This is a genomic window from Burkholderia sp. MSMB1835, from assembly GCF_001526365.1.
In the GTDB taxonomy this organism is placed as follows: Bacteria; Pseudomonadota; Gammaproteobacteria; order Burkholderiales; family Burkholderiaceae; genus Burkholderia.
The window spans coordinates 33,985-53,805 of record NZ_LOYP01000004.1 but is presented as its reverse complement, the minus strand read 5'-3'; the positions used below and the strand labels follow the sequence as shown (position 1 = coordinate 53,805).

The following is a 19,821-nucleotide window of genomic DNA, read 5'->3' as shown; positions in this document are numbered from 1 at the left end:
TCCACGTCCTGCGCACAGGACGAACCTCACCGCGTACGCGGCGAACCGGTCAAATCGGGATCAGCTGATGCGTGGCGGGCGCCACAACCCGTTCGGGTCGCGGACCGGGATGGACTGCGTGTAGTGGAAGACGATCGTGCTGGTGAATGCAGCGGGGCGGCTGATGCCGGAGCGGGCGGCCGGGTGGTAGAGACTGCCGAACTGGCATTGGGCCGTCACCTTGCAGGCCATGCCCTTGGCTTTGGCCTTTGCGCGATCGGCGGATGACGACTGCATCGAATCACAGTCGCTCATGTCGGCGGACATGGCCATGTTCATCGTGCCCGTGCCCGCCTCCATCGGCATCGTGTGCTGCATCGGACATTCACCGGTCAGGCCGCTGGCTGCCAGCCCACTGATGGGCAGCACCGCGCACAGCAGCAACAGGATGAAGGTCCGAAGCCATTTCATGGCCGCGATTATAGCGCGGCCCATTGCGGCATGGCGCGGCGTCGCTACGGCAAAACGACACGCGTTCCCTGCCGCCGCCGCCGCGCGTCATCGCAGCAGACCGTCCGCCGCCAGCACGGCCTGCACGGCCGGTCGCTCGCGCACCCGCTCGTACCATGCACGCAGATGCGCATGCCGGCTCAGGTCGATATCCGCGTGGTACACCGAGCGCATCCAGTCGGCCTTGCCCCAGCCGGTCAGCGCGAACAGGTACGCATCGGCGACCGTGAACGTGTCGCCGGTGACGAACGTCCTGCCGTCGAGCTGGCGGTCGATCCACGCGAAGCGGCCGTCGAGCTTCTGCCGCACGGGCTCCACGTACTTCCCCGCCTGCACCGCGTACAGCAGCGGGATGAAGCCCTTGTGGATCTCGGTGCCGAGAAAGTTGAGCCATTCCATCAGCCGGTAGCGCGCGAGCGTGCCGTAAGCGGGCGCAAGCGCGGCTTCCGGGCGCTGGTCGGCGAGATACTGGGCGATCACCGGCCCTTCGCGCAGTATCGTGCCGTCGTCGAGTTCAAGCAGCGGCACGTAGCCGAGTTCGGTCACGTCGTAGTAGTTGCGGCCGTCTTCGACGACATGCTTGCGCGCGTCGACCTTGACGATCTCGGCGTCGAACCCGCCTTCGCGCAGCACGATGCAGATCGCCTGCGAACAGCTGCCGGGAGCGTGATAGAGCTTCATGCGTTTCCTTTGTGAGGTGTCCATGTATCGATTCGCCGCGACGCGGGCGCTAATATCTCGCATCGGCGCTGCGCCGGGAAGACGGCAGTCGTTTGTGCCGTAGTCACAAAAAATTTACCGACCAGGATTCGGCACGATGAAAACGAGTGCGACAGGATGTTCCGTTGAAGAAGCGACGCGCGTGCTCGGCGGCCGCTGGCGGCTGCTGCTGGTGTCGTATCTGCTCGACGGGCCGCGCCGCTTCAGCGACCTGCGGCGCGACATGCCGGGCATCTCGCAGCGCATGCTGACGCTCGACCTGCGCGCGCTGGAAGACGCGGGGCTCGTGCGACGAACCGTCTATCCGGAAGTGCCGGTGCGCGTCGAGTACGATCTCACCGCGGACGGCGACCGGCTGCGGCCGGTGGTCGACGTCATGCGCGAATTCGGGCTATGGCTGAAGGCGCGCGACGCGCACGCCGACGCGATGCCCGATGGCGCCGCTGCGGTCGACACGACGACGCACGCCCACACTCACCCCTAACCCTTCGGCAGGAACTTCGTTCATGGAACTTCACGCTACCGTCGGCGCGGCCACGTCCGACCTCGACGACGACGAAAGCTTCGCCAACATCTACTGTCACGATGCGGAGCAGGACTATTGCTTCGCGCTGTCGCGCTTTCCGGACGACACGCTGATCGAAGTGATGGTGCGCGACCAGCTCAGCGTGCGCGTCAAGGATCTGTCGGTGCGGCTGACGGACGATACGATCGACGTCGAGATCGAGCCGGGCATCGCCGCACGTCTCGACGGCCACACGCGTTACGTGATTCGTCTCGCGCCCGGCCAGTACGATCCGGTCACGCTGCGCGCCGCGTTGACGGAAATCTTCGTCGGCAAGAACGGCTATCGCGACGACGGCACGCGCGGCTGAACGGTCGGCCGGCCGCTCTCGTTTCGTGATGACGCCGACACACGCCTGTCGGCGTCCGTTCCCACATATTGAGCGTCGAGCGTCCCATTAATAGGGATGCCTGCCCAAATGTTGACGCACGCCGCACCACGGTTCTAACGTTCGCCCCAACGCCATTCGATTCGGCCGCCTCGTTCGCGAGCGCCGGCCGGCGCATAGAACACAGGAGACGACCGTGGCCCAATCCGCGTCACGCACCCATGCCACCCCGAACGCGCGGCCGTCCGCGCACACCGGTCCCTCATCGGAATCCGCCGCCCGCGCGACCGTGTCCGCGGCCCCCGCCACGCCGCCGAGCCGCAAGCGGCTGCTGATCCTCGCGCTGCTGTTCGTCACCGTCGTGATCAACTATCTCGACCGCAGCAACCTGTCGATCGCGGCGCCCGAGCTGTTCAAGGAACTGAACATCGATCCGGTCCGCGCGGGCCTCGTGTTCTCCGCGTTCGGCTGGACCTATGCGCTGATGCAGATCCCGGGCGGCTGGCTCGTCGACAAGGTGTCGCCGCGCGTGCTGTATGCGGGTGCGCTCGCGCTGTGGTCGGCCGCGACGCTGCTGCTCGGTTTCGCCGGTTCGTTCGTCGGGCTGATCGTGCTGCGTCTTGCAGTCGGCGCGCTGGAAGCGCCGGCCTATCCGATCAACAACCGCGTGGTGACGACGTGGTTCCCGACCCGCGAGCGCGCGAGCGCGATCGGCGGCTACACGTCGGGACAATTCGTCGGCCTCGCGTTCCTCACGCCGGTGCTCGCGTGGCTGCAGGCGCATCTCGGCTGGCACATGGTGTTCGTCGCGACCGGCCTCGCCGGCATCGCGTGGGCCGCGATCTGGTATGCGGTGTATCGCGAGCCGCGCGCGTTTCGCGGCGTCAACGCGGCCGAAATCGCGCTGATCCGCGACGGCGGCGGGCTCGTCGATCTCGAGGACCGCGTCGCTGCGCGCAGCGAACGCACGCCGTCGACGTGGCGCGACCTCGGCGTCGTGCTCGGCCGGCGCAAGCTGTGGGGCATCTACGTCGGTCAGTTCGCGCTGAACTCGACGCTGTGGTTCTTCCTCACGTGGTTTCCAACCTATCTCGTCAAGTATCGCGGGATGGACTTCATCAAGTCGGGCTTCCTCGCGTCGCTGCCGTTCCTCGCCGCGTTCGTCGGCGTGCTCTGCTCGGGCGTGCTGTCGGACTGGCTGATGCGGCGCGGCGCCTCGCAAGGCTTCGCGCGCAAGCTGCCGATCATCTCGGGGCTGCTGATCTCGACCTGCATCATCGGCGCGAACTACGTGAGCTCCACCGACTGGGTGATCGCGTTCATGACGATCGCCTTTTTCGGCAACGGCTTCGCGTCGATCACGTGGTCGCTCGTGTCGGGGCTCGCGCCCGCGCGGCTGCTCGGCCTCACGGGCGGCGTATTCAACCTGATCGGCAACCTGTCCGCGATCGCGACGCCGATCGTGATCGGGCTGCTGGTCGACGGCGCGGACTTCTCGCGCGCGATCACCTACATCGCCGCGATGGCGCTCGCGGGCAGCCTGTCGTACGGGCTGCTCGTCGGCAAGGTCGAGCGCATCGACGCATGAGCGCACGAGGGCGGCACATGCGCGCCGCCCTGCTCGATCGCTGCGCCCGCGCGGCGTCGCAACCGCCGACACCCATCGCGTGCGATGGTCGTGAGGATAGCCGACTGCACAGTCGGCGACGCACATGTATCGGTACCGATGCCGACGATCCGCACGTTGCCCGCCGGCCGCTTGCGCTCATCCGAAGTCGCGCGTCTCGACTTGACCCATGCATGCGCGCGGCGGCAGGTCGTCCGTGCTCAGGGAAGTTCTCGGAATCGTATGTCGCCCGACTGAAAGCGGTGGGGGCACGGTTCCTCGCTTACACTGCTCCCGCATGCCCGCTTCGGAATGACCCGCGACGTTTTACGGGGCGAACGGATCGGCCGACGCCTGCCGGTATTTCCCCCTGATGACGTCCGTCGCGGCAAGCGCTAGAATCCAGCCGCTTCAAGGCCCTGCTTCCGCCAACGACGGGCGGCCGTTCCGATGCCCGGCCCTCGCGCGTGCTTTTTTCGTATCGGGGGAACGTGCATGATGGGCGGAACAGTTCCTTGGTAACCGCATGCTGCTCAACGTGAACGCCTCTCGCCGCGACGACGATCGCTTCAACGTATCGTTCAAGACATTGGGCGAGCTGATCGAGACGGTCGGCACGCCGCATTTCGTGCCGCGCCTCACGCAACTGCTGAACGACATCGTGCCGCTCGACGTCGCGCACGTCGAACGTTCGCGCGTCGACGGCACGATGCCCACCGGCTACCGATGCGAATGGATCGGCAGCAGCGGCATCGGCGCCGCGTCCGCCGACATCTCCGACGTGATGACGCTCTACTACGAGCGCTTTCTCGACAGCGACCCGCTGTTCGCGGGGCTGCGCGGCAAGACGGGCACGATGCTCGTCGTGCGCGATATCGACGCGATTCCGCCCGGCGAATTCCGCCAGCGGCTGTTCGACGACGTGCATATCGGGCATGAATGCGTGCTCGCGCGGGGCACGCGTTATTCGCAGCATTCGATCGCACTGGAGCGCGGCCGCGATCGGCCGCCGTTCACGCTCGCCGAGATGAACCGCTTCCGCAGCATCAGCGACATGCTGTTTCCGCTGCTCGAACTGCATGCGTCGACCACCGCCGCGCGGCGCATCGCGCACGCGGCGCCCGACGTCCATCCGCTCGCGCAATTCGATGCGCGGCTCGCGGCCGACGGCGTGAAGCTGTCGAAACGCGAATACGAAACCTGCAAGCACCTGCTCTCCGGCAAGACCGTGCCGGAAACCGCCGGGATTCTCGGCGTGCGCGTCGCGTCGGCCGAGTCGTACGTGAAGCGCGCATTCGCGAAGCTCGGCGTGCGCACGAAGCGCGAACTCGCCGCGTGGGGCGCGGCGACCGCCGTACTCGCCGTCGCCGGCGTGCGTACCGGGTCGCATCGCGAACAGGCGGGCTGCCCGCTGCCGCTCAAAGCACCTTGACCATGAACACGCGCGCCGCGCCTTCCGGCTCGCACGGCACTTCGCCGAACGTCTCGTAACCGTGCTTCCGGTAGAAATCCGGCGCCTGGAACGAGATCGTGTACAGCACCGCACGCGCGCAACCGCGCCGCTTCGCTTCCGCTTCCGCCTCGCGCAGCAGCCGGCTGCCGAAGCCGCCGCCGCGCAGCGAGTCGGGCAGATAGAACAGGTCGATGAAGAACAGGCCGAGCGACGTCCGGCCGGTGAGGCCGCCCAATACCTCGCCGGTCGCGGAGTCGGTCACGTAGATGTCGAGCGCGGATGCATCGGCGCGCCCCGTCGTCGCATGGTTGAATTCGCCGAGCTTGCGGCTGATGAAGTCTCGGGCGGCCGGTTGACCGGTATCGGTCAATTGCAGGGTGACGTCGGGATGGGGTGTCATCGGGCGAACGCGTGCGTGAATGGATCGCCGGGCATGCGGCGCCGCGGCGGGCATCGCACGACTATAGCGCGACGTCGTGCGCTCACGCCACCGCGAACGCCATCGCCGGCGGCCAGGACGACCACGCCGTCTCACTCGAACGAACGCCCGCGCTACGTCGATACGACGCGCAGGAAACGCGCGTCAGTTGTACCCGAGGATCGCCACCGCCGCGACCTCCGGCCGATCGATCGTCCCGCCGACGAGCGACGTCGTCGGCTCCTGCAGCACGGCCTGATATGAGCTCACGCGCACGTCTTCCGGTGCGCCGGTTTCATCCTGGGCCGGTTCGTCGAAGGCATCGATACCGCTGAAGCATGCGTGTTGCGTTTGCATGAAAGTCATCTCCACTCCTTTGCTTTGATATGTCGTCTGTTCTAGCCGGCCCGCTTCAACGCGCCCGCATGCACGGGCTCCCCGCCATGCGCCGCTTCGGACCGCGCAAGCTGCGCCCGCGTGCGCCGCGTGATGTGGATCACCGCGAACACGACCGGCGCGATCAGCAGCCCTTCCGCCAGTTCCGGATCGACCGGCAGGTTCATCACGTGCAGCGCCTTGAACGCCGCCGTCGCGAGCGACAGCACGTAGTACGAAATGGCGGCCACCGACAGCCCTTCGACCGCGTGCTGCAAATGAAGCTGGTTGCGCGCGGTGCGCTCCATGCCAGCCAGCAGCCGCGTGACGTCCTTTTCCTGCGCGAGATTCACGCGGGTGCGCAGCAGGTCGACCGCTCGCGCGATCCGCGCGGCGATCTGTTCGTGGCGCGCCCATACGCTGCGGCACGTTTCCATTGCCGGCGCGAAGCGCCGTTCCATGAATTCGGCGATCGTCGGCATCCCTTCGATACGCTCCTCGCGCAACTCCTGGATGCGCGCCAGCACGAGCTTTTCGTATGCGCGCGACGCGCTGAAGCGCGCCCCCGATCCCGACAACGATTCGACCCGCACCGCGAGATGCGTGAGCTTGACCAGCAGCGCCGCGTCGTCGCCGTCGGCGCCGCTTGCGTCCATCCGCTGCATCAACGCATGCAGCGCCGCGTGAATCTCGTCGAGCTCGCGGCTCATCCGGCGTGCGACCGGCAGCGCAAGCAGCGCCATCATCCGGTACGTCTCGATTTCGTACAGGCGCTGCAACAGCCGGCCGCCCTGTTCCTCGCGGAAATCCTCGTCGACGACGAGAAAGCGCATGAAGCCGTCGTCGCGCACGTGCCAGTCGCAGAACACCTTGCCGCCGCCGAGCACGCGGCTGCCGACGAGCGCGGGCCCGTCGATCCAGTGCCGCAGATCGCCGCACACGCGCCGCGCGGCGTCGCCCGACAGCAGCTCCATCCGTACCGCGACGAAGCGGATGCCGGCCAGCCGCGCGAACCACGCGGCCGGAATGCCGGCGATCGCGACATCGTCGAAATAACCGGTGTCGCGACGCGGCGCGACGAACGTGAAGGTCGAGAATTCGGTGTGGCGCTCCCACTTCAGGTGCCAGCCGCACGGCGAGCGCACCGCGTAGTGCGTCGCGCCTTCATGCGGCGCGTCGATGCCCGTGTCGCGGCACAGCGCGTGCAGCAGCGTTTCGTGGATGTCGGGCTGGCCGTCCGCGTAGATCGCGTAATGCGTGAGCGACACCGCTTCGGCGAGCCGCAGGAACGGCCGGGCATGCAATTCCGCGGCCAGTGCGGCGCGCAACGGATGGTCCATCATCGATTCACCACGCTTTCCTGTTCAGTCCCGCACGCCGGACGTCCGGCCCGAGCGCCGCGCCATGCTCGGGCGATGCGCAAACGTGATGGCACTATGGCAGACACGCAGCAACAATAAAAACGCATAATGCTGATCGTTACGTTCAGTTTTCCTGATACCCATGAAGATGCTCGATCACGACGTACTGGCCACCGTCGTCGCCGTCGCGGAAACCGGCAACATGACCCGCGCCGCCGAGGCCGTGAACCGCTCGCAGTCCGCGGTGAGCATGCAGATCAAGAGCCTGGAGGACGCGATCGGCCGGCCGCTGTTCGTGCGCAAGCCGCGCAGCATCGTGCTGACGCGCGAGGGCGAGGTGCTGCTGGGATTCGCCAGACGAATGCTGGCGCTGCGCGACGAGGCATGGGCGGCCGTGGTGCGGCCGGAGGTGACCGGCAAGGTCGTGATCGGCGTGCCGGACGACTATGCGTCGTCGCTGCTGCCGTCGGTGCTGAAGAAATTCTCCGCGACCTATCCGAAGGTCGAGATCCAGGTGATGGGGCTGCCGAGCAGCGCGCTCGCGCCGCTGATCAAGGAGGGCACCGTCGATCTCGTATGCGGGACGCGCATCAAGGGGCTCACCGGCGACTTCATCCGCCACGAACCGATGGCGTGGGCCGCGATGACGAACGGGCCGCGCGTCTGGGAGGAACGGCCGTTGCCGATCGCGGTGTTCATGCCGGGCAGCGTCGCGCGCGAGAACGCGATCCGCAGCCTCGAACGCGCGAAAGTGCCGTACCGCACGTCGTATGAAAGCCCGAGCCTGCTCGGGCTGCTCAGCATGGTCGAAGCCGGCCTCGCGGTCGCGCCGCTCGCCCGCTGCGCGATTCCCGCGCAACTGTCGATGCTCGGCCGTTCGCACGGCTTGCCCGACCTGCCGCCGCTCGAGCTGATCCTCGCGCGCAGCACCAAGTCGAAACGGCCGCCGTGCGACTTCCTCGCGGAACAATTGATGGAAGACCTGCAACGGCAGACCGGACAGGCCGGCGACGCGTGAGCCCGGCGGCGCCCGCTCGCCGCGGCGTCACCCGTGGGCGCTCGCGCCATGCGCGGCCACGCCCAGTGCCGCATTGACGATGCCGGCCACCGTATCGACGAGCGCTTCCAGCGTGTCGCCGTGCACGTGCCGCCCGGCCGGCGGAACGCGCTCGCTGCGCCGGCCGCCCCACTGCGAACCGGCCGTGACCGACAGCGTCGCGCTGAATCGTTGGCCGTGCCGCCGGCCGAAGATGCCGATGCGCCGCTCGGCGACGTACGCCTGTTCGGGAAGAAACAATCGGATTTCGACCGCCACTTGATCGGGGTCGGCCGCGCACGCGTGCGCATCGAGCGCCGGCGCGAATACTTTGACGATGCGGAACGTCACGTGGGAATCCCACGCGGCGAGCGGCCCGCCGGCCGCGTCGACGCGCTCGGCGTCGACCGACCATTGATGGCGATCGGGCACGCGAATCGCCTGGCGCAACAGCACGTCCGCCGCGCGAACCGTCACCATCAACTGCCGGGCAAGCTGCCTGCCCGACGGCAACGCCGCGGCATGCGCGCGACGAGCCGCCGGGCGCGCGATACGCACTTCTTCCGTAAGGTACATGGGCCCTCCCTGTTCGGGGTAGCGCCGCGTTCGACGCAGCGCACAAACGGCCGCCGTCGCCGGCCGGCGGACAGCACGGCGGCCGGCGAATCGGCGGCGGATTAGCCGAGCAATCGCCGTTCCCGATTCGACGGGCGCGCGCCGCGACCCGCCACCGGCGCGCGATCGGCGGCCGGCGACATCGAATGCGGAAAGGGATGCATGAAGGTCATGACATGGACGGAAGCCGTCCCGACTGTTCGACACGCCCCCAGCTTAGAAGAGACCGTATCAATGCCGTGCAAAAAAACGGGGTTGCCGTGCAAAAAACGGCATGCGCGCCGGGATCGCGCCCCGCGCACGATGTGCATGCGGCGTCACCCGCGTCGCGGGCGTCGCGTTACGCGAACGCCGCGAGCGACGCGCGCCGCCGCTCGTCGACCATCGATTCGATCAGCGAGACGAGATCGTCGGTCAGCGGATCGCAGATGCCGGGCGAGCGATGCAGTTCGAGATCGGCCGCCGGCAGCGGCGGCAGCCCGTCCGCCTCGTCGAGCACGCGCCAGCTGTCGGGCAGCGTGCAGCGATCGATCATCGTCACGGCCGCGCCGTGGTTCACCGCGATCCTGATGCCGGTCGGGCTCTGGCTCGTATAGACGACGTGATACGGCCGCTCGGCCGTCGCGAGCGCCTGCAGCCCGCGTTGCCGGTAGCAGCACGTCTCGGGAAACAGGGCGAGCGGCACCGACGCATCGGGCTCGAGCGCGAAATCGCGATGCGCGGCCCACACGACGTCGTGACGGCCGAGCAGCCGCCCGCCCGCGTTCGGTCCGTGCCGCACGACGAGCGCGACGTCGAGCTCGCCGGCCTGCAGCCGCTCGATCAGTTCGAGCGACGTGCGGCAATGCACGTGCAGGCGTGCGCCCGGCCGCAGCGCGTAGAACGACTTCAGCAGGTCGGGCAGCCACAGCTCCGCGTAGTCCTCCGGCAGCCCGAAGCGCACGATGCCGCGATCGCTGCTCGCCTGCTTCAGCGCGCGGATCGCGTCGTTCTGCACCTGGATGATCCGCCGCGCGTGGATCAGGAAATTCTCGCCGTCGCGCGACAGTTCGAGCCGCCGGCTGTTGCGCATGAACAGGTGCGTGTCGAGCCGCTCCTCCAGCGTGCGGATGCGCAGGCTGATCGTCGACTGCGTGCGGTGCAGTTGCCGGGCCGCCGCGGTGAAGCCGCCGCTTTCGACGACCGCGACGAATGCGCGGATCAGCTCCGGGTCGAGCGACGTCAGTTTCGACCAGTCGGGCTTCGAGAAAACGTCGGGCCGCCCCGGGCGCTCCGCCCCGGACGAAACCCCCAGGAGCACGGGCCCCGCCTCGGGGGACCGGCGCAGTGCGCCAGATTTCTCAATGGCAGCCATCGGAATTACTCGCTTTCGAAAATGGAAGGGAACACGAAAGATAGGGCTCGGAGTACGCCGATTGTTGCCCGGATGCACGCGGCCCTCCAACCCCTGCCCGGGTATGACAAACCCGGAGCCGGTACGCGAGCGCCCCTTCGCCGCCGGTGCGCCGCGGCGCGTCACGACGGCCGCCGCGGGCCGCCCGGCGGGCGGCCGCGCGCCGGGCTCGGGGCTTTCCCGGAGACGACGAAAACTCATACCTCGATCAGGAAACATCGATTCACGGGCCGCATCGCGGCCCACCACAATCGCCTCACACCCAACCTCATGGACGAGACACTGCAATGACCGCATCCCAATCCAGGCAGCTTTACATCGGCGAAGGCTTCGAAGGCCCCGGCGTCAACCTCGCGCACATCAACGTGCTGGTCGGCCCGCGCAACGGCCCGGCGGGCCAGGCGTTCGCGACCGCGCTCGCGACGCCGTCGGCCGGCCATGCGCCGTTCGTCGTGATCGCGCAGCCGGGCGTACCGACCAAGCCGCTCACGCTGTACGTGAACAAGGCGCAGATCGCCGGCGACTTCCACGGCAATGCCACGTGGGGCGCGTCGCAGGCCGGCATCGCGAAGGCCGTGGCCGAAGCGCTCGAGAACGGCACGCTGCCGCCCGAAGCGGAGAACGACTGGGTCGTCGTGTCGGCGAACTGGGTGAACCCGCAGACCGACGATCTCGATGCCGTGTTCGAGAACAACTACCGCGCATGCCGCAACGCGATCGTCGCGGCGATGGAAGGACTGCCGCATCGCGACGCGGTGTTCGCCGCCGCACGCGACGTGTCGAACCCGTTCTACACGCCGAAAAAGAACTGACGGAACCGACCGACAACGACAACGCGCGGCCGGCCAGGCCGCATCAGGAGGAAGCATGGAATACGTCCGCCTCGGCCAGTCCGGCCTGAAGGTGTCCCGCCTGTGTCTGGGCACGATGAACATGGGCACGCCCGAGTGGAAGCCGTGGATCTTCGACGAAGCGCAGAGCGAACCGATCGTGCGCCGCGCGCTCGATGCCGGCGTCAACTTCATCGATCTCGCGGATTTCTATTCGACGGGCGTCGGCGAGGAAGTGGTGGGCCGCATCCTGAAGCGCAACGCGCGCCGCGAGGAACTCGTCGTGACGACCAAGGTCGGCTACGACATGGGCAGCGACCCGAATGCCGGCGGCCATTCGCGCAAGCACGTGCTCGACGGCATCGACGGGTCGCTCAAGCGTCTCGGGATGGATTACGTCGACATCTTCATGCTGCATTTCTTCGACGTGAACACGCCCGTCGAGGAAACGATGAGCACGCTGCACGACATCGTGCGCGCGGGCAAGGCACGCTACATCGGCGTGTCGACGATGTACACGTGGCAGTTCGCGAAGATCATGCAGGCCTGCGAACGAAACGGCTGGGACAAGCCGATCAACATGCAGCTGCAGCTCAATCTCGCGTATCGCGAGGAAGAGCGCGAGATGGTGCCGTACTGCATCGACCAGGGCGTCGGCGTCTCGGTGTTCAGCCCGCTTGCGCGCGGCCTGCTGACCTGCGAGCCGCAATCGACGCGCAACCAGACCGACTTCTTCACCGCGCAGATGTACGGCGACGCGTCGTCGCTCGCGATCGCCGCATCGGTCGCGAAGGTCGCGAAGCGGCGCGGCGTGCCGCCCGCGCAGATCGCGCAGGCGTGGGTGCTGAGCCGTCCCGGCGTCGCGAGCATGCTGGTCGGCGCGGATTCCGTCGCGCAGTTCGACAGCGCGCTCGGCGCGCTCGAAACACGGCTCACCGAAGAGGAACTGCACGAGCTGGAGCGCAACTACACGCCGTGCGACCTGATCAACGACTACACGGCCGGCAAGCGCATCGCGCGCGAGCCGCGCCCGGCGCAGGGCAGCTTCGCGGCCGACTGAAGCATTGAAGGAACGACATACGATGAACGAATTTCTGAGGACCGGCCATTACATCGGCGGCGAATGGCACGAATCGCATGGCGCGAGCGATGCGACCTATCCGGTGCTGAACCCGGCGACCGGCGAGACGATCGCGAAGGTCGCGAAAGGCGGCGCCGACGACACGCAGCGCGCGATCGACGCGGCCGCCCGCGCGTTTCCCGCCTGGCGCGCGCTGACCGCGAAGGAGCGCGGCGCACGCGTGAAGCGCTGGGGCGAGCTGATGCTCGAACACCGCGATGCGCTCGCCGAGCTGCTGACGCGCGAACAGGGCAAGCCGCTCGCGGAGGCGCGCGGCGAAGTGGCCTACGCGGCCAGCTTTCTCGAATGGTTCGCGGAAGAAGCGAAGCGCATGTACGGCGACGTGATCCCGAGCCCGAAGCCGAATGCGCAGATCGTCGTCACGCGCGAGCCGGTCGGCGTCGTCGCGGCGATCACGCCGTGGAATTTCCCGCTCGCGATGATCACGCGCAAGGCCGGCCCGGCGCTCGCGGCCGGCTGCACGATGGTGCTCAAGCCGTCCGAGGAAACGCCGCTGTCGGCGTTCGCGCTCGCGGTGCTCGCCGAGCGCGCGGGCGTGCCGGCCGGCGTGTTCAACGTGGTGTCGGGCGACGCGGTCGCGATCGGCGAGACGCTGACGAGCTCGCCCGTCGTGCGCAAGCTGTCGTTCACCGGCTCGACGCGGGTCGGCAAGCTACTCGCGAAGCAGTCGGCCGACACGCTGAAGAAGCTGTCGCTCGAACTCGGCGGCAACGCGCCGTTCATCGTGTTCGACGACGCCGATCTCGATGCGGCGGTCGACGGTGCGATCGCGTCGAAGTTCCGCAACACCGGCCAGACCTGCGTGTGCGTGAACCGCTTCCTCGTGCAGGACGGCGTGTACGACGCGTTCACGCGCAAGCTCGCGGACGCCGTGCGCAAGCTGCGGGTCGGCAACGCGCTCGCGGGCGAAGTCGACCAGGGCCCGCTGATCAACGAAGCGGCGCTCGGCAAGGTCGAGCGGCACGTCGCCGACGCCACCGCGAAAGGCGCGAACGTGCTCACCGGCGGCAAGCGCCACGCGCTCGGCGGCACCTTCTACGAGCCGACCGTGCTGACCGGCATGACGCCCGACATGCTGATCGCCGAAGAGGAAACCTTCGGCCCCGTCGCCGGCTGCTTCCGCTTCACGACCGAGGATGAAGCCGTCGCCGCGGCCAACGACACGCCGTTCGGGCTGTCCGCGTATTTCTACACGCGCGACCTCGGCCGCGCATGGCGTGTGTCGGGCGCGCTGGAAAGCGGGATGGTCGGCGTCAACGACGGGATCATCTCGACCGAAGTCGCGCCGTTCGGCGGCGTCAAGCAATCAGGGCTCGGGCGCGAAGGCTCGAAGTACGGCCTCGACGAATACGTGGAGCTCAAGTACACGCTGATGGCCGGCCTCGGCCGCTGAGCGCTGCCCGGCCGCCGCCCGGCGGACGGCTCGCGCCGCGCGCCGTCCGGCTGCGCGGCGCGTCGCACGGTCGCGCGACGACGTCGGTTCGTCGCGCACCGCTTGCGACGACGACACACATAACAATCCAGGAGGCTGCTTGAATCAAGCCAACGTTCAATCCGGCACCGCACGCGCGCTGCCGCTGTCGCGCGGCGCCGATGTGCCGCACCGCCCCGTCGCGCTCGACGACGTGCCGCTCAACCGCTTCCACGTGAAGATCGCCGGCCTGACGTTCGGCGCGCATTTCACCGAGGGCTACACGCTCGGCACGATCGGCTATGCGCTCGCCGCACTCGGCAAGCAGATGCCGATCGACGCGTTCTGGATGGGGATGATCGGCAGCTCCGCGCTGATCGGCATCTTCTTCGGCAGCCTCGTGTTCGGCTGGCTGTCCGACCGGATGGGCCGGCAGAAGATCTTCCTGACGAGCTTCGTGATCATCACCGCGGCTGCGTTCGCGCAGTTCTTCGTGAGCTCGCCGCTCGAACTGTGCGTGCTGCGCGTGCTGATCGGCTTCGGGATGGGCGGCGACTTCACGGTCGGCCACGCGATCCTCGCCGAATTTTCGCCGCGCAAGCATCGCGGCGCGTTGCTCGGTTCGTTCAGCGTGATCTGGACGATCGGCTATGTCGCCGCGAACGTGCTCGGCCTCGCGTACAGCGACGCCGCGCCCGATGCATGGCGCTGGCTGCTCGCATCGGCCGCGCTGCCCGCGCTGATCGTGCTGGTGCTGCGCATCGGCACGCCCGAATCGCCGCGCTGGCTGCTCGGCAAGGGCCGCGTGCAGGAGGCGCGCGCGATCGTCGCGAAACATTTCGGGCCGCACGTGATGCTCGACGGTTCGGCCGAACCGCATGCGCACGGCGGCTTCGCGCGACTGTTCCGGCCGGACCTGATTCGCCGCACCGCCTTCAACTGCGCGTTCTTCGTGTGTCTCGTGATTCCGTATTTCGCGATCTACACGTTCCTGCCGACGATCCTGAAGACCATCGGTCTCGCCGAAGGTTTCGGCGCCGACCTCCTGCTGAACGGCTTCCTCGTGCTCGGCGCGCTGATCGGGATCTGGCTCACGATCCGGTTGTCGCGCCGCGGCTTCCTGATCGGTTCGTTCGCGGTGACGTGCGCGTCGCTCGTCGCGCTGGCGGTGCTGCCGTCGTCGGCGGCCGTCGCGATGATCGTCGCGTTCGCGATCTTCACGCTGACGATGTCGGCGTTCAGCAATCTCGTCGGCGTGTTCCCGCCCGAATGCTTCCCGACCGAGGTGCGTGCGAGCGGCGTGGGCCTCGCGATCGCGTGCAGCCGGCTCGGTTCGGCGATCGGCACGTTCCTGCTGCCGGTCGGCATCGCGACGCTCGGCTTTCACGCGACGATGTTCGCGCTGGCCGGCGTGCTGCTGGTCGGGATGCTCGTGTCGATCGCGTGGGCGCCGGAGACCAAGCATCTGACGCTGGAGGAGGCGGCGGGGCATTGAGGCGAGTGCGGTGCCGACGGCAGGAGGCGCGGCATCGCGCTCGCAACGAAGGAACCCGGCCAGGTTCCTTCGTTTGTAACGCGTACTTTGCCGCTGACGAAAAAGCCGGAACTCGCCGCTCGGCTCAGAACAGAATGCTCGTGCAGTCCCGCGCGCCGTGCAGTACGTGAAGCACGTCGATCTGCACGGGGGGATCGCCTTTGACCCGATAGAAAATCTGAAAATTGCCGTATCCGCGATGCCGCACGCCGTGGGCTTCGAAGCGCGGCACCAGCGGGAACGCGAACGGCATCTCGGCGAGGCTCAGGCACTTTTCGCGAAGCTCCCGCACGAACGTGATCGCACGTTGCGGATTGTCGCGTGCGATGTAATCGGCGATCAGTTCCAGTTCGGTTATCGCAAAACCGGACAGGCGCACGATCACGCCTGACGATCCGCCTGCGCCCGATACTTCGCTTCCAGACGATCGAACACGTCCGCCAGGTCTGCTCCGCGTCCCGCGTCCGCATCGGCAAGGCTGCGGGCGATCACGGCATCGAGTGCGCTCAGTTGCGCTTCGCGGTCCTGAATCAAGCGCACGCCTTCCCGAAGCACTTCGCTTTTGGATCCGTAACGGCCGGATTCGACCAGCTTCGCGACGTAGCTTTCCAGTTGCGGGCCAAGGTCGGCACTGATCATGTTGCCCTCCAGACGGCATGAATTCCGATGCAGGCAGATTAGCCGGGTTATCAACTATTATCAAGAATGGAACTCCTGACTGATGAGGTGTCGACGCCGCTCACCGACCGGGCGGATGGCGCGGTACGCGTATCGGGTGCGTTTGCGCGATACGCAACGGCGCTACGCGTACGCCCGTCCCGATCTCGCTCTCCGAACGCCGATCATGCGCGACGAGACCGTCACGCCACAACCTGGCCTGATGGCATATTCGCCCCGGGGTGTCGGACCTGCCGGCAAGCGCAACGCGCAATCGGGCGCCTCGTCGGTCGGCCGGGAGGCGCTGCCAACGCTCGACCGGCAATGCGGGCAGGCTGGCCAACCGTCGTGCGACCCAGCCATTCGGCAGACTCGGCGCGCCGGCCGCGCGACGATATGCTGCGTGCTTTCCGTTTCTCGCGCGCAATCATGCCTGCCCGTCACGTCGATCTCAGCCACGTTCTCCCGTACGAAGCGACGTACTTCGACGATCGGCTGACGATCGAGCGAAACGATCTGGACATTCCTGCGTTGCTCGGTGTGGAACAGGAAGTTGGCGACGAACTGCTCGTGTCGCTGTGTGGCGCACCGGCCGATTCGGATGTTCAGGCTTATCTCGATAGTTCAGGCAGGCTGACCTTCGCCGTCACTCATCCAAGGTTGATTCGATCCGAAAACCGGATATCCGTCGTCAAAAACACGGATGCGTCCGTACTCGAACTCGGAATCATCGATCTTTCCGATAGCGCAGTCGCCGGACTCGGCGCGGCCATGCTGTGGAGAATCGCCCGAGCATGCGATACGTTGGGGATTGCCAGAATAGTCGCACTCGCGGTGGGCGGCCGAAAGACGGCACCCCAACCCGGCGGACCACGGCTCCACGGGTACTACGCGTGGCCGAGATTCGGATTCGATGCGCCCATTCCCGGCGAGCACGACGACGAAGCAGCGCTGTTCCAGTATTTCCGCGGATACCCGATCGGATTGGCCGATGGAAGCCTGCGATCGCTGCGTGCGCTCTACGCGACGAGGTCCGGGCGCGACTTCTGGCGTGCGGCCGGATCCCATCGGTGGATGACATTCGACGTTGATCCGCGCCGGGCGTCTCTGCTGGCGTTGCGCGACTACCTGATTGAAAAGGAGATGTACGAATGACGGTAAAGCACGGTTCCATCATCGGCTTCCGGATGACGCGCGCTGCGGTGAAGCGCGGCCGCTCGACAAGCGAACATCGCGCCATTCGTCGAGCGGAAGCCAGGCAGTTCATCGATACGTCCGTCGCGAATGCGCTCCAACACGGCCTGGCGCGCATCATGCGCGATTTCGCCGCCGGATATGGCGCGCGACCGGCCAACGGGCCCGCATCACGGTCGCAACGAAAGGTATTCGACGTTGGACGCATGGATCATGCGAAGAGTCAGCTCCCGATCATTTCGGAAGAGGAAGCAAGGGCCGTCGGACGGCGGGAAACGCTCCTCCATTTCGGCCTCGATCCCGATCAATGACCCGGCGACCGATAGCCGGCGCCGTGACAGTCGTTGACGGATAGCGAAGCGGGGACGAACGCGTGTCGGGCTCGGACGGGACCATCCTTTCATCCCCGCCCGTCAGCCGCGTCTCACCGGTGACGTCGTCCCCTCCCCCTTCCTCGCCGCCTGCTCCCGCAGCCACTCCGCAAACGCCACCACATGCTCGACCGCGACGCTCTCCGGCGCGATATCGAGCCAATAGCCGAACGGCCCGATCGGCTGCACCGGCGACAGCCGCACGAGGCTGCCTTCGGCGATCTCCTCCTCGATCATCGTGAGGTCGACCACGGCAAGCCCCGCGCCCTTGCGCGCCGCACGGATCGCCTGTTCGAGCGTCGAGAACTCGATGCCGTCGCCGATTCGTTCGGGCGCGATGCCGGCCTGCTCGCACCAGTCGGCCCACAGCGTCAGGCGCCGGCCCTCGTGCAGCACGTGCAGCGACGGCAGCCGGCCGAGCAGCGCATCGAGCGTGTCGCCTCGGTAGCGCGGCGCGCCGACCAGCGCATGCCGCTCCATCATCAGGAGCTCCGAATGCATGCCCGGCCGCGCCGCACGCCCGAAGCGGACATGACAATCGCAATCGTCGGCCGGCTCGGTGCGGATCGACAGCTCGACGTCGGGCAGCGCCTCCGCGAGCGTGCCGAGCCGCGGCGAGAACCACTGCGTGGCGAACGTCGGCGGCAGCGATATCGTCAGGCGCCGCTTCGCGCCCGGCCGCGTCGCGGCGATTTCGCCGACACCGCGTTCGATCGTGTCGAACGCCTGCCCGATGAACGGCAGCAACCGCTGGCCGGCGTCGGTCAGGCGCACGCCCTTGTGATCGCGCTCGAACAGGCGGGCGCCGAGCGCTTCCTCGAGCAGCCGGATCTGCCGGCTCACCGCGCCTTGCGTCACGCACAGCGACACCGCCGCGCGATTGAAGCTCAGATGACGCGCGGTCTCCTCGAAAAATCGCAGCGCGATCAACGATGGCAGGCGTCGCATGATGTGTGTCCCCTTCGTTCGTATCGTTCGTATGGTTGCCGGCCGGCGCCGCCGGCCATTCCGCGGGCAGCTTTATCGCAGAAAAGCGCGCCGGCCGTCATGCCGTGAAAACCCCGAGGCCCGGCGCCATTCACCCCGTCATTCATCGCCCCGCCGTGCCGGCCTCCCGCCTACAATAAGCATCCCGCACCAAACACGACATTGCCCCGTGAGACGCAAGATGCCGGCGCTGAATGCGCTGAAAGCCTTCGAGATGGCCGGCCGCACCGGCAGCTTCACGCGCGCGGCCGAACTGCTCAACGTGACGCAGAGCGCGGTGAGCCGGCAGGTCCGCCAGCTCGAAGGCCAGCTCGGCGAAACCCTGCTCGAGCGCCGCCATCACCAGCTCGAACTGACGGCGGCCGGCCGCGTGCTGCTGCGCGCGCTGCAGCAATCGTTCGACAAGATCGAGTTGACGGTGCGCAGCCTGCAGGAAAAAACCCACCTGAACCGCCTGCGCGCGAACGTGCCGCCCACCTTCGCCGCGCGCTGGCTGATGCCGCGCCTCGGCCGCCTGCGCGACGCGCATCCCGAGTTCGAGCTGAGCCTCACGACGCGCATCCACGACAGCCTCGGCGAATCCCGCGTGCTCGACTGCGCGATCCGGTTCGGCGACGGCGAATGGGACGGCTTCGACAACGCGCTGCTGATGCAGGAGCAGCATATCGCCGTCTGTGCGCCCGCGCTGTATGCGCGGCTGCGGCAGGACGGCGCGCCGATCGACCTGAACCGCTTCACGCTGCTGCACGTGCTCGCGACCGACGACCAGCGCTACCTGACCTGGCAGCACTGGCTGAAGGCCGCCGGCATCGCCGACGTCGACACGCGCGGCGGCTACGAATTCGACCTGCTCGACCATGCGATCCGCGCGGCGATCGACGGCCTCGGGATCACCATCGCCGACCGTCACATGGTCGCGCGCGAACTCGCGACCGGGCAGTTGATGCAGGTGCTCAACGTGCACGTCGACGGCCACCAGTCGTACTGGTTCGTCACGCGACCCGAGCAGACGAACCTGCCGCACATCGTGCAGTTCCGCGACTGGCTGCAGCAGGAAGTGTGGCTCGCGAAACGCCACCTCGAACCGTCGTCGCCGCTGCCGCAAGTGCCGTTGGCCTGAGATCTGCCCGGCCCGCGGTCCGCGGTCCGCCCGCCGCCTGCCGCCTGCCGCCCGCCGCCCGCCGCCCGCGGATGCGGATGCGGATACGGACGCGTCCGCGGGCGACACCTTACCCGCTCGCGCGTCCGTCCGCACTCGGACCAGTCGGAAAATACCCGAAGGCCCGCACCTTCGCCACGCACGCCGCCAGCCGTCATCGCCTTGCCTGACGGGCGAT

General features: G+C 67.5%; 22 protein-coding genes. 12 read left to right on the top strand and 10 right to left on the bottom strand.

Annotation, left to right across the window (positions count from 1 at the left end):
- Positions 1 to 60: 60 nt before the first annotated feature.
- Positions 61 to 450: a hypothetical protein gene (locus WS96_RS02000; protein ID WP_059785155.1), complete on the bottom strand. Its 390-nt coding sequence runs from the start codon at positions 448 to 450 to the stop codon at positions 61 to 63.
- Positions 451 to 537: 87 nt separating this feature from the next.
- Entirely contained in the window at positions 538 to 1,170 is a 633-nt protein-coding gene (gene gstA / locus WS96_RS01995) for a glutathione transferase GstA (RefSeq protein WP_059830256.1), read from the bottom strand.
- Positions 1,171 to 1,306: 136 nt separating this feature from the next.
- On the opposite strand from gstA, the gene WS96_RS01990 reads away from it, so the two are divergent.
- The 4 genes from WS96_RS01990 to WS96_RS01975 all read left to right on the top strand — a co-directional run bounded on the left by WS96_RS01990 (position 1,307) and on the right by WS96_RS01975 (position 5,140).
- Positions 1,307 to 1,693, top strand: coding sequence for a winged helix-turn-helix transcriptional regulator (locus WS96_RS01990; protein WP_059830254.1), 387 nt, complete (start codon positions 1,307 to 1,309; stop codon positions 1,691 to 1,693).
- A gap of 22 nt (positions 1,694 to 1,715) precedes the next feature.
- Positions 1,716 to 2,084, top strand: a complete 369-nt coding sequence (locus WS96_RS01985) for a hypothetical protein (RefSeq protein ID WP_059830252.1) — start codon at positions 1,716 to 1,718, stop codon at positions 2,082 to 2,084.
- A 214-nt stretch (positions 2,085 to 2,298) separates the two neighbouring features.
- On the top strand, positions 2,299 to 3,690 hold the full coding sequence (locus tag WS96_RS01980) for an MFS transporter (RefSeq protein ID WP_059830250.1): 1,392 nt from the start codon (positions 2,299 to 2,301) through the stop codon (positions 3,688 to 3,690).
- Positions 3,691 to 4,234: 544 nt separating this feature from the next.
- Positions 4,235 to 5,140: a helix-turn-helix transcriptional regulator gene (locus WS96_RS01975; protein ID WP_059830248.1), complete on the top strand. Its 906-nt coding sequence runs from the start codon at positions 4,235 to 4,237 to the stop codon at positions 5,138 to 5,140.
- Here WS96_RS01975 and WS96_RS01970 read toward each other — a convergent pair.
- The 3 genes from WS96_RS01970 to WS96_RS01960 all read right to left on the bottom strand — a co-directional run bounded on the left by WS96_RS01970 (position 5,127) and on the right by WS96_RS01960 (position 7,297).
- Positions 5,127 to 5,561, bottom strand: a complete 435-nt coding sequence (locus tag WS96_RS01970) for a GNAT family N-acetyltransferase (protein WP_059830246.1) — start codon at positions 5,559 to 5,561, stop codon at positions 5,127 to 5,129. The genes WS96_RS01975 and WS96_RS01970 overlap by 14 nt on opposite strands.
- Before the next feature lie 183 nt (positions 5,562 to 5,744).
- Complete coding sequence (locus tag WS96_RS01965) at positions 5,745 to 5,945, bottom strand: hypothetical protein (RefSeq protein ID WP_034205595.1); 201 nt, start codon at positions 5,943 to 5,945, stop codon at positions 5,745 to 5,747.
- Positions 5,946 to 5,977: 32 nt separating this feature from the next.
- Positions 5,978 to 7,297, bottom strand: a complete 1,320-nt coding sequence (locus WS96_RS01960; RefSeq protein ID WP_059830245.1) for a DUF3422 family protein — start codon at positions 7,295 to 7,297, stop codon at positions 5,978 to 5,980.
- A 160-nt stretch (positions 7,298 to 7,457) separates the two neighbouring features.
- Between WS96_RS01960 and WS96_RS01955 the strand changes: the two genes are divergently transcribed.
- The gene (locus tag WS96_RS01955) at positions 7,458 to 8,333 is read left to right on the top strand and encodes a LysR family transcriptional regulator (protein WP_034205597.1); all 876 of its coding nucleotides are present in this window, start codon (positions 7,458 to 7,460) and stop codon (positions 8,331 to 8,333) included.
- 27 nt (positions 8,334 to 8,360) lie between these two features.
- On the opposite strand, the gene WS96_RS01950 is transcribed toward WS96_RS01955, so the two are convergent.
- Positions 8,361 to 8,927 (bottom strand): hypothetical protein, encoded by a 567-nt coding sequence (locus WS96_RS01950; RefSeq protein WP_034205598.1) that lies wholly within the window; start codon positions 8,925 to 8,927, stop codon positions 8,361 to 8,363.
- 379 nt (positions 8,928 to 9,306) lie between these two features.
- Positions 9,307 to 10,266, bottom strand: a complete 960-nt coding sequence (locus tag WS96_RS01945; protein WP_257127913.1) for a LysR family transcriptional regulator — start codon at positions 10,264 to 10,266, stop codon at positions 9,307 to 9,309.
- Between the two features lie 380 nt (positions 10,267 to 10,646).
- Here WS96_RS01945 and fae point away from each other — a divergent pair, with 380 nt between their 5' ends.
- From fae to WS96_RS01925, 4 genes are all read left to right on the top strand, one after another.
- Entirely contained in the window at positions 10,647 to 11,171 is a 525-nt protein-coding gene (gene fae, locus WS96_RS01940; RefSeq protein ID WP_059501795.1) for a formaldehyde-activating enzyme, read from the top strand.
- A 55-nt stretch (positions 11,172 to 11,226) separates the two neighbouring features.
- Positions 11,227 to 12,249: an aldo/keto reductase gene (locus tag WS96_RS01935; protein ID WP_059501793.1), complete on the top strand. Its 1,023-nt coding sequence runs from the start codon at positions 11,227 to 11,229 to the stop codon at positions 12,247 to 12,249.
- Between the two features lie 22 nt (positions 12,250 to 12,271).
- Positions 12,272 to 13,723, top strand: coding sequence for an NAD-dependent succinate-semialdehyde dehydrogenase (locus tag WS96_RS01930; RefSeq protein ID WP_034205601.1), 1,452 nt, complete (start codon positions 12,272 to 12,274; stop codon positions 13,721 to 13,723).
- Between the two features lie 139 nt (positions 13,724 to 13,862).
- Positions 13,863 to 15,236, top strand: a complete 1,374-nt coding sequence (locus WS96_RS01925) for an MFS transporter (RefSeq protein WP_059830243.1) — start codon at positions 13,863 to 13,865, stop codon at positions 15,234 to 15,236.
- 124 nt (positions 15,237 to 15,360) lie between these two features.
- Here the strand turns inward: WS96_RS01925 and WS96_RS01920 are convergent, their stop codons facing one another.
- Positions 15,361 to 15,660 carry a type II toxin-antitoxin system RelE/ParE family toxin gene (locus WS96_RS01920; protein WP_059784859.1) on the bottom strand — a complete coding sequence of 100 codons (300 nt, stop codon included), beginning with the start codon at positions 15,658 to 15,660 and terminating at the stop codon, positions 15,361 to 15,363.
- On the bottom strand, positions 15,657 to 15,914 hold the full coding sequence (locus WS96_RS01915; RefSeq protein ID WP_059830242.1) for a type II toxin-antitoxin system ParD family antitoxin: 258 nt from the start codon (positions 15,912 to 15,914) through the stop codon (positions 15,657 to 15,659). The genes WS96_RS01920 and WS96_RS01915 overlap by 4 nt, the downstream gene beginning before the upstream one ends.
- Positions 15,915 to 16,328: 414 nt before the next feature.
- On the opposite strand from WS96_RS01915, the gene WS96_RS01910 reads away from it, so the two are divergent.
- Positions 16,329 to 17,087: a hypothetical protein gene (locus WS96_RS01910; RefSeq protein ID WP_059830240.1), complete on the top strand. Its 759-nt coding sequence runs from the start codon at positions 16,329 to 16,331 to the stop codon at positions 17,085 to 17,087.
- Positions 17,084 to 17,437: a hypothetical protein gene (locus tag WS96_RS01905; RefSeq protein ID WP_059830238.1), complete on the top strand. Its 354-nt coding sequence runs from the start codon at positions 17,084 to 17,086 to the stop codon at positions 17,435 to 17,437. The genes WS96_RS01910 and WS96_RS01905 overlap by 4 nt, the downstream gene beginning before the upstream one ends.
- A 102-nt stretch (positions 17,438 to 17,539) precedes the next feature.
- Here WS96_RS01905 and WS96_RS01900 read toward each other — a convergent pair whose 3' ends face one another.
- Positions 17,540 to 18,445: a LysR substrate-binding domain-containing protein gene (locus WS96_RS01900; RefSeq protein ID WP_059830236.1), complete on the bottom strand. Its 906-nt coding sequence runs from the start codon at positions 18,443 to 18,445 to the stop codon at positions 17,540 to 17,542.
- A gap of 220 nt (positions 18,446 to 18,665) precedes the next feature.
- Here WS96_RS01900 and WS96_RS01895 point away from each other — a divergent pair, with 220 nt between their 5' ends.
- Positions 18,666 to 19,604: a LysR substrate-binding domain-containing protein gene (locus WS96_RS01895; protein WP_011356424.1), complete on the top strand. Its 939-nt coding sequence runs from the start codon at positions 18,666 to 18,668 to the stop codon at positions 19,602 to 19,604.
- Positions 19,605 to 19,821 lie beyond the last annotated feature (217 nt).